Annotated in this window: 9 protein-coding genes; 5 read left to right on the top strand and 4 right to left on the bottom strand. The window is 72.6% G+C overall.

Translation table 11 applies throughout. The annotated features are described in order from the left end of the window. Positions 1-1,866, bottom strand: a 1,866-nt coding sequence (locus ACLIYP_RS27840) for a thioredoxin domain-containing protein (RefSeq protein ID WP_412715859.1), incomplete at its 3' end; no start/stop codon positions are given. A gap of 130 nt (positions 1,867-1,996) precedes the next feature. Next, positions 1,997-2,494 (bottom strand): MarR family winged helix-turn-helix transcriptional regulator, encoded by a 498-nt coding sequence (locus ACLIYP_RS27835; RefSeq protein WP_093661772.1) that lies wholly within the window; start codon positions 2,492-2,494, stop codon positions 1,997-1,999. Positions 2,495-2,748: 254 nt separating this feature from the next. On the opposite strand from ACLIYP_RS27835, the gene ilvA reads away from it, so the two are divergent. The 3 genes from ilvA to ACLIYP_RS27820 all read left to right on the top strand — a co-directional run bounded on the left by ilvA (position 2,749) and on the right by ACLIYP_RS27820 (position 6,204). Continuing rightward, positions 2,749-3,993: a threonine ammonia-lyase gene (gene ilvA, locus ACLIYP_RS27830; protein ID WP_412715858.1), complete on the top strand. Its 1,245-nt coding sequence runs from the start codon at positions 2,749-2,751 to the stop codon at positions 3,991-3,993. A gap of 337 nt (positions 3,994-4,330) precedes the next feature. Continuing rightward, positions 4,331-5,347 carry an ATP-binding cassette domain-containing protein gene (locus tag ACLIYP_RS27825; RefSeq protein ID WP_412715857.1) on the top strand — a complete coding sequence of 339 codons (1,017 nt, stop codon included), beginning with the start codon at positions 4,331-4,333 and terminating at the stop codon, positions 5,345-5,347. After that, positions 5,344-6,204 (top strand): ABC transporter permease, encoded by an 861-nt coding sequence (locus tag ACLIYP_RS27820; RefSeq protein ID WP_412715856.1) that lies wholly within the window; start codon positions 5,344-5,346, stop codon positions 6,202-6,204. Before ACLIYP_RS27825 ends, ACLIYP_RS27820 begins: the two co-directional genes overlap by 4 nt. A 136-nt stretch (positions 6,205-6,340) precedes the next feature. Here the strand turns inward: ACLIYP_RS27820 and greA are convergent, their stop codons facing one another. Both greA and ACLIYP_RS27810 read right to left on the bottom strand, forming a co-directional pair. Next, positions 6,341-6,838 (bottom strand): transcription elongation factor GreA, encoded by a 498-nt coding sequence (gene greA, locus ACLIYP_RS27815; protein ID WP_093661713.1) that lies wholly within the window; start codon positions 6,836-6,838, stop codon positions 6,341-6,343. Positions 6,839-6,980: 142 nt separating this feature from the next. Continuing rightward, positions 6,981-7,406: a DUF4307 domain-containing protein gene (locus ACLIYP_RS27810; RefSeq protein WP_412715855.1), complete on the bottom strand. Its 426-nt coding sequence runs from the start codon at positions 7,404-7,406 to the stop codon at positions 6,981-6,983. 107 nt (positions 7,407-7,513) lie between these two features. Here ACLIYP_RS27810 and mca point away from each other — a divergent pair, with 107 nt between their 5' ends. Together mca and ACLIYP_RS27800 are read left to right on the top strand one after the other, a co-directional pair. Beyond that, on the top strand, positions 7,514-8,386 hold the full coding sequence (gene mca / locus ACLIYP_RS27805) for a mycothiol conjugate amidase Mca (RefSeq protein ID WP_412715854.1): 873 nt from the start codon (positions 7,514-7,516) through the stop codon (positions 8,384-8,386). 4 nt (positions 8,387-8,390) lie between these two features. After that, positions 8,391-8,603, top strand: coding sequence for a hypothetical protein (locus ACLIYP_RS27800; protein ID WP_412715853.1), 213 nt, complete (start codon positions 8,391-8,393; stop codon positions 8,601-8,603). The last annotated feature ends 116 nt before the right edge of the window (positions 8,604-8,719 follow it).

The raw sequence follows: 8,719 nt of genomic DNA, 5'->3' as shown, positions 1-8,719 counted from the left end.
CGCGGTGCGGTGCAGCACGGTGGTGGCGGGGTCGCCTGCCGGGCCGACCACCGCGATCTCGCGCGGGCCGTCCAGCGCCGCCTCGGCCGCGGCCAGCCCCCAGCCGATGAAGCGCGGCACGCGCGGGGCCAGCGCCGTCACCACGCCCAGCGCCCGCTCGGCGGCCTCGCGGTGGCGGGAGGAACCGGTGTGGGCGGCGTACGACAGCAGGGCCGCGGCGGCGGCCGTCCAGCCGGAGGGCGCGGCGTTGTCGGTGGGGTCCTGGGGACGGCGGATGAGCCGCTCGGCGTCGTCGGCGGTGTCGTACAGGGTGCCGTCGTCGGCGGTGAAGCGCCTCAGCACGGTGTCCAGCAGGATGCCCGCCAGCTCCAGCCAGCAGCTCTCGCCGGTCACCGAGTACAGGGCGAGGAAGCCCTCGGCCACGTCGCCGTAGTCCTCCAGCACCCCGGCGCCGGAGCCCGCGGCGCCGTCGCGGGAGGTGCGCACCAGGCGTCCGCCCGTGTCGAGGTGGACGGCGACCAGCAGGTCGGCGGCGGCGGTGGCCGCCTCCACGAGGTCAGGGCGGTCGAAGTAGGCGCCGGTCTCGGCGAGCGCGGCGATCGCCAGCCCGTTCCAGGCGGCGACGGCCTTGTCGTCCCGGCCCGGGCGCGGGCGCCCGGAGCGGGCGGCCAGCAGCCTGCTCCGTACGGACTCGATCCGGCCGGCGTCCGCGGGGCCGTCGGCGTCCGGGAGCCGCAGGACGGAGGCCCCCTCCTCGAAGGTGCCCTCCTCGGTCACCCCGAAGTGGGCGGCGGCCAGGCGTGCGTCCTCCTCCCCGAGGACCTCGCGCAGCTCGGCGGGCGTCCACACGTAGTACGCGCCCTCCCGGTGCCGCCCGGTGCCGTCGTCGCTGTCGGCGTCCAGCGCGGAGGCGAAGGCGCCCTGGGGGGTGCGCAGTTCGCGGACCATGAAGTCGGCCGTCTCCAGCGCGACCCGCCGCGCCCGCTCGCTGCCGGTGGCGCGCCACAGATGCGCGTACACCCGGCACAGCAGGGCGTTGTCGTAGAGCATCTTCTCGAAGTGGGGCACGGTCCAGGAGGCGTCCACCGAGTAGCGGGCGAAACCGCCGCCGAGCTGGTCGTAGAGGCCGCCGCGCGCCATCGCCTCGCAGGTCGCCTCCGCCATCTGCAGCGCGCCCTCGGAACCGGTGCGGGCGTGGTGGCGCAGCAGGAACTCCAGCACCATCGACGGCGGGAACTTCGGCGCGCCGCCGAAGCCGCCGTGCCGCGCGTCGAAATCGCGGGTCAGCCCGAGCAGCGCCGCGCCCAGTTCCTCCGGCCGGGGCGGGCGCGGGGCGTCCCCGCCGCCGTCACCGCCGTAGCCGATGCTCCGCCCCGCCAGGTCCGCCACGATCCGCCCGGCCACCTCGGCGACCTCCTCGCGCCGGTCGGTCCATGCGGCGCGCACCCCCTCCAGCACCTGGCGGAAGGAGGGCAGGCCGTGCCGGGGTTCGGGCGGGAAGTAGGTGCCGAAGTAGAACGGCTCGCCCTCCGGGGTCAGGAAGACGGTCATGGGCCAGCCGCCGTGGCCGGTGGCGGCCTGGACGGCCTCCATGTAGACGGCGTCGACGTCCGGGCGCTCCTCGCGGTCGACCTTGACGGACACGTAGTGGGCGTTGAGGTACTCGGCGGTGGCCCCGTCCTCGAAGGACTCGTGCGCCATCACGTGGCACCAGTGGCAGGAGCTGTAGCCGACGCTGAGCAGTACCGGGACGTCGCGCCGCCGCGCCTCCTCGAACGCCTCCGGCGACCAGGGCCACCAGTCGACGGGGTTGTCCGCGTGCTGGAGGAGGTAGGGGGACGTCTCGGCTGCGAGTCGGTTGGCCATGCCCCCATCCTGCCCCCTGTGCGCCCGGGAGGGGCAAACGCCGCATCGCGGCCGCATCGCAACCGCACCGCGGAGGCCCGCCCCCGGACGCCCCCGGACGCCTTCCGGGAACGGGCGGGGGCGGGAGGCGTCAGGAACCCTCCGCCTGGAAGTCGGAGAGGGCCTGGTTGAAGCGGGTGAGCAGTTCGCAGAAGACCGTCCGCTCCTCCTCGCTCCAGTCCCGCGTCAGCAGTTCCATCAACTCGCGCCGCGAGGCGCGCACCTGTTCCAGCCGCGAGACGCCGCGCGGGGAGAGCTGGAGGACCACGGCACGGCCGTCGTCGGGGTGGGAGGTGCGTTTGACCAGGCCGGACTCCACCAGCGGGGCCACCTGGCGGGTCACGGTCGAGGAGTCGATCCCCATGCCCGCGGCGAGCGCCTTGACGCCCGTGGGCCCGTCCCTGTCCAGCCGGTTGAGCAGCAGGTAGGCGGCGCGGTCCATGGAGTTGCGGGCCTGTCCGACGCCGCCGAGCCGGGTCTGCTCCGCGCGGCGCGCGAAGAGGGCCACCTGGTGCTGGAGGGTGTCGAGAAGGGGTGCGGAGCCGGTCCGGTCCTGGTCGGGGTCCGGGCGGCCTGCTGTGGGGGGCATGCTGGCCTGCACGCTCTCTTCGCTCGTTTCGTCGTGGGGGTGGGCGGTCGTCATGTCCGGGTGCGTGGGCATGGCCGGTTGCTCGCTTCTTCGTGAATACGGGGTACGACGGGCTGAGGGTGTGCCACAGAGTACGCGCCCCGGGTCCGCCCCGTACCGGCACCGTACGAATGAGCGGTTCCCGCCGCGGGATCCCGCGTGACCCGGCCAGGTCCCCGCGAGCCGCCCGCGAGCCGGGCTGCCAGACTGGCGGCATGGTCGCCAGCACTGCCCAGCACACCGGCCGCGACGAAGCGCCGGCACTCACCCTCGACGACGTACGCGCCGCCCAGAAGACGCTCTCCGGGGTGGCCCGGACGACCGCGCTGGAGGGCAGCCGCCACCTCGGCGAACTGGTCGGCTCGCCCGTCCACCTCAAGTGCGAGAACCTCCAGCGCACCGGGTCGTTCAAGGTCCGCGGCGCGTACGTGCGGATAGCCGCGATGTCCGCCGGGGAGCGCGCCCGCGGGGTCGTCGCGGCCTCCGCGGGCAACCACGCGCAGGGCGTCGCCCTGGCCGCGTCCCTGCTGGGGGTCCGCTCGACGGTCTTCATGCCGGTGGGCGCGGCGCTGCCGAAGGTGGCGGCGACCCGTGACTACGGCGCCCGGGTGCGGCTGCACGGGCAGGTGGTGGACGAGACGCTGCGGGCGGCGCAGGAGTACGCGGCCGAGACCGGCGCGGTCTTCATCCACCCCTTCGACCACCCCGACATCGTCGCCGGCCAGGGCACGGTGGGGCTGGAGATCCTGGAGCAGTGCCCGGAGGTCCGCACGGTCGTCGTCGGCATCGGCGGCGGCGGGCTGGCGGCGGGGCTGGCGCTGGCGGTGAAGTCGCTGCGGCCGGACGTGCGCGTGGTCGGGGTGCAGGCCGAGGGGGCCGCGGCGTACCCGCCCTCGCTGGCCGCCGGGCACCCGGTCACCCTGGACTCGGTCTCGACGATGGCCGACGGGATCATGGTCGGGCGGCCCGGGGACGTGCCGTTCGGGATCATCGCCGAGATGGTCGACGAGGTCCGCACGGTGAGCGAGGACGCGCTCTCCAGCGCGCTGCTGCTCTGCCTGGAGCGGGCCAAGCTCGTCGTCGAGCCGGCCGGCGCCGGCCCGGTGGCGGCGCTGCTGTCGGCTCCGGAGACCTTCGAGGGGCCGGTGGTGGCCGTGCTCTCCGGCGGCAACGTCGATCCCCTGGTGCTGCAGCGCACGCTGCGGCACGGCATGGCGGCGGCGGGCCGCTACCTGTCGCTGCGGCTGCGGCTGACCGACCGCCCCGGTGCGCTGGCGGCGCTCCTGGCGGAGTTGTCGGTGGCGGACGCCAACGTCCTGGACATCAGCCATGTGCGGACCGATCCCCGGCTCGGGCTGACGGAGGTGGAGGTGGATCTGCACCTGGAGACCAAGGGCCCGCAGCACTGCGCCGAGGTGAAGGCGTCGCTGGTCAGAGCCGGCTACACGGTGACGGGCTGAGTTACGGGGCCGGCCGCGCGCGGCGGTGCGGAACGGGCCGCCGCTCCGGGGCACCGGCGTGCCGGGCGACACGCCCGCGGAACACACCGTAAATCGTTTGACGCGATATATCGCGTTGCTGCATAGTGCTGAGCCGCACCACGCCCGCGGTGTGTCCGCGCGCATCCGCCCCCGCCGTCGCATTCGGTGCGGAGCGGCTCACCACCTCGCGTCGCCCAACCCTTTCCGACCTTCCCGACCTTCTCGAATTTCCCGATTCCCCTTCCCTCTCGTTCCTTCTCGCCTCTTCTCGTTCCTTCTCGACTTTTCCGACCACCCACACCCATGGGAGACCTCCATGCCAGGTGCCATCCACGCCGAAGGGCTGGTCAAGACCTTCGGCGACGTCAGGGCTCTGGACGGTGTCGACCTCGACGTCCCCGAAGGCACCGTGCTGGGCCTGCTCGGACCCAACGGCGCCGGTAAGACCACCACCGTACGGGTGCTGACCACCCTGCTGCGGCCCGACAGCGGGCGCGCGGTCGTGGCGGGCATCGACGTGCTCAAGCACCCCCAGGAAGTACGCCGCTCCATCGGCCTGTCCGGGCAGTTCGCCGCCGTCGACGAGTATCTGACCGGCCGCGAGAACCTCCAGATGGTCGGCCGCCTCTACCAGATGTCCGCGCGCGACGCCAAGCGGCGGGCCGCGGAGCTGCTGGAGCGGTTCAACCTCGCCGACGCCGCCGACCGGACCGCCAAGACGTACTCCGGCGGCATGCGCCGCCGCCTCGACCTCGCCGCCGCGCTGGTCGTCAGCCCGCCCGTGATGTTCATGGACGAGCCGACCACCGGCCTGGACCCGCGCAACCGCCAGGCGCTGTGGGAGGTCATCGAGGAACTGGTCGCCGGCGGCACCACGCTGCTGCTGACCACCCAGTACCTGGAGGAGGCCGACCGCCTCGCCCACGACATCGCCGTGGTCGACCACGGCCGCGTCATCGCCCGGGGCACCTCCGACGAGCTCAAGGCCCGCATCGGCGGTGAGCGCATCGAGGTCGTCGTGCACGAGCGCGACGACATCCGCACCGCCGAGGGGGTCCTGCGGGGCCTGGGCAGGGGCGCGGTCGCGCTGGAGGAGCACACCCGCAGGCTGACCGTCCCGGTCGTCGGCGGCGCCAAGCTCCTGGCCGAGGCCATCCGGGAACTGGACGCCCGCGGCGTGGAGATCGACGACGTCGGCCTGCGCCGCCCGACCCTCGACGACGTGTTCATCTCGCTGACCGGCCACGCGGCCGAGGAGGCCGGGGCCGGCGGGAACGGCGCGGGCGACCGGGCCGGCGCGCAGGCCGCGGACCGGAAGGAGACCGCCAAGTGAGCACCACCACCGGTTCCGCGCCCGCCACGCGCGCGCCCCGCGCGGGCGGCGGCATCGCACAGTCCGTGACGGACTCGCTGACCATCGCCAAGCGCAACCTGCTGCGGATGATGCGCATCCCGGAGATGGTGGTCTTCGGCCTCATCCAGCCGGTCATGTTCGTGGTGCTGTTCAGCTACGTCTTCGGCGGCTCGATCAGCATCCCCGGCGCCGGTGTGGACGCCGGCGCCTACCGCGAGTTCCTCATGGCGGGCATCTTCGCCCAGACCGTCACCTTCGCCACGGCAGGCGCGGGCGCGGGCATCGCCGAGGACATGCACAAGGGCCTCATCGACCGCTTCCGCTCCCTGCCGATGGCGCGCGGCGCGGTCCTGACCGGCCGCACCCTCGCCGACCTCGTCCAGACCGCGCTGACCCTGGTGGTGCTGGCCGTCGTGGCGACGATCGTCGGCTGGCGGGCCCACGAGGGCGTCCTCAAGGCGCTGGCGGGCTTCGGCCTGCTGCTCCTGCTGGGCTACGCCTTCACCTGGATCGGCGCGCTGATCGGCCTGTCGGTGCGCACCCCCGAGGCGGCGACCTCCGGCGGGCTGATCTGGCTGTTCCCGCTGACCTTCATCTCGATCGCCTTCGTGCCCTCGGAGAACATGCCGTCGTTCCTCCAGCACGTCGCCGAGTGGAACCCGTTCAGCGCGACCGTGCTGGCGGCCCGCGAGCTGTTCGGCAACCTCCCGCCCGGCTACCAGGCGCCCGACGCCTGGCCCATGCAGAACCCGGTACTGGCCTCGCTGCTGTGGTCGGCGCTGATCATCGCGTTCTTCCGCACCCTGGCGGTGCGCAAGTACCGCTCGGCGGCCTGACCGCCCGGCCCGCGCGCCCGGCCCGTTCCCGGACGCGCCGGAGTACGGCGAACCGGCCCCCGGCCGCCACGGAAGCCTTCCGTGGCGGCCGGGGGCCGTACGTCGTCCGGGGCGGGACGGGACCGTCCCGCGGGGCTCAGCCCTGGTACGGCTTGGCCTCCAGGACCCGCACCGAGGCCGTCTTGCCGTTGGGCAGCTCGTACTCGGCGTCGTCGCCGACCTTCTTGCCGTTCACACCCCGGCCCAGCGGGGACTGCGGGGAGTAGGTCTCGATGTCCGAGCTGGCGTACTCGCGGGAGGCGAGGAGGAAGGTGATCGTGTCGTCCTCGTCACCGTCGAAGGCGACGGTGACCACCATGCCGGGCTCGACCACGCCGTCGTCCGCCGGAGCCTCGCCGACCTTGGCGTTCTCCAGCAGCTGGGTGAGCTGGCGTACCCGCAGCTCCTGCTTGCCCTGCTCCTCCTTGGCCGCGTGGTAGCCGCCGTTCTCGCGGAGGTCGCCTTCCTCGCGGGCCGCCTCGATCTTCTTGGCGATCTCGATGCGGGCAGGACCCGACAGGTACTCCAGCTCGGCCTTGAGCTGGTCGTACGCCTCCTGGGTGAGCCAGGTGACGTTGTCGCTGGTCTGGGTCACAGGTGCTCCTCGTAGGTACTCTCGGGATATAAAGCAACGCCCTACCCGAAGGGTGCGCCTTCATGGGTGGGCGAAACCACGAGCCTAACAATTCCGCCGGAAAAGGGAAGAAGGTTAAACCTTCAGGGCTCGGGGAAGATCGTCAGTTTCCGCCGACCGCCGTACAGCCGACCAGCTGGGCGCTGGTGGCCCGCTCGGTGGTGCGTACGGTGACGACCTCGTCGATGCGGCCCTGCGGCCCGTCGAAGGTGAAGTCGGCGCGGCCCACGTCCCCGCCGTCCTCCGCGAGGGTGTTGACGGTGCACACGCCGGTGACGCCCTCGTCCTTGCGGACCTCCAGGTGGACGGCCACCTCGCGGTCCGAGACGATCTCGAACTTGATCAGCTCGCCGCTGACCTTCGTCCCGGCGACGTAGGACACCCCGAACCAGGCGATCAACGCCAGGAACACCGCGCCCAGCACCGCACCGACCATCATCAGGCGGCGGTCCGAGCGCGCGTCACCGGAACGCCCGTACCGCCCCTGGGGCGGTCCCGGGCGCGTGGGGTCGGCCGAACTCGTCGCCATGTCCTGTCGGTCCTGTCAGTCCTGTGAGTCCTGTCGGGAATACAAGCGGATACCGCTTCGGTCACTATAGAAGCCGTCTCCCATGACCAGGTAACGAGGATCGAGCCTTGACTGAACAGCTCAGACTGATGGCCGTGCACGCGCACCCCGACGACGAGTCGAGCAAGGGCGCGGCGACCATGGCGAAGTACGTGTCCGAGGGGGTGGACGTGCTGGTCGTGACCTGCACGGGCGGGGAGCGCGGCTCCATCCTCAACCCCAAGCTCCAGGGCGACGCCTACATCGAGGAGCACATCCACGAGGTGCGGGCCAGGGAGATGGCCGAGGCCCGCGAGATCCTGGGCGTGAAGCAGGAGTGGCTGGGCTTCGTCGACTCCGGTCTGCCCGAGGGCGACCCGCTGCCGCCGCTGCCGGAGGGCTGCTTCGCGCTCCAGGACGTGGAGGAGGCCGCCGGGCGGCTGGTGCGCAGCATCCGCGCCTTCCGGCCGCATGTGGTCACCACCTACGACGAGAACGGCGGCTACCCGCATCCGGACCACATCATGACCCACCGGATCACGATGGCGGCCTTCGACGCCGCGGGCGACGCCGGCCGCTACCCGGACGCGGGCGAGCCCTGGCAGCCCCTGAAGCTCTACTACAACCAGGGCTTCAACCGACCCCGCACCCTCGCCCTGCACGAGGCGATGCTGGAGCGCGGCCTGGAGTCCCCCTACGGGGAGTGGCTCAAGCGGTGGGAGGAGTTCCAGCGCGCCGAGCGCACGCTGACCACCTATGTGCCCTGCGCGGACTTCTTCGAGGTCCGGGACAAGGCGCTGATCGCCCACGCCACCCAGATCGACCCCGACGGCGGCTGGTTCAAGGTCCCGATGGAGCTCCAGAAGGAGGTCTGGCCGACGGAGGAGTACGAGCTGGCCAAGTCCCTGGTGGACACGTCCCTCCCCGAGGACGACCTCTTCGCGGGCATCCGCGACAATTGATGCCATGAGCCCGACCACTCTTGCCCTCACCCAGGCCTCCGGCCTCGCCGACCTCGCCAAGGAGTTCGACGAGACCAAGGTGACGCCCGGCATTCTCGGCTTCCTCGTCTTCGCGGCGCTGGGGCTGGCCGTCTGGATGCTGATGAAGTCGCTGAACCGCCACATAGGGAAGGTCGACTTCGAGGAGTCGTCCGCCCCGGACACCGGGCGGTCCTGACCCCGTCCGGCACCGACCGCCCCGCACACGGGCGCCTGAGCGCCGCCGCGCACCCCCTCGGGTGCGCGGCGGCGCTCAGGTGTGCCGCGGCGGGCCGGGGCGCGGCGCCCCGGCCC

Source organism: Streptomyces nanhaiensis (assembly GCF_046614825.1).
Lineage (GTDB): Bacteria > Actinomycetota > Actinomycetes > Streptomycetales > Streptomycetaceae > Streptomyces > Streptomyces radiopugnans.
Note: the sequence above shows the minus strand (reverse complement) of the source record. Positions and strands in the feature narration are given on the sequence as shown.

What these genes read in the sequence shown, in the direction of transcription:
- ACLIYP_RS27835 (WP_093661772.1), bottom strand. Translation starts at nt 2,494, where the DNA reads ATGCCCCCCACAGCAGGCCGCCCGGACCCCGACCAGGACCGGACCGGC.
- ilvA (WP_412715858.1), top strand. Translation starts at nt 2,749, where the DNA reads ATGGTCGCCAGCACTGCCCAGCACACCGGCCGCGACGAAGCGCCGGCA.
- ACLIYP_RS27825 (WP_412715857.1), top strand. Translation starts at nt 4,331, where the DNA reads ATGCCAGGTGCCATCCACGCCGAAGGGCTGGTCAAGACCTTCGGCGAC.
- ACLIYP_RS27810 (WP_412715855.1), bottom strand. Translation starts at nt 7,406, where the DNA reads ATGGCGACGAGTTCGGCCGACCCCACGCGCCCGGGACCGCCCCAGGGG.
- ACLIYP_RS27800 (WP_412715853.1), top strand. Translation starts at nt 8,391, where the DNA reads ATGAGCCCGACCACTCTTGCCCTCACCCAGGCCTCCGGCCTCGCCGAC.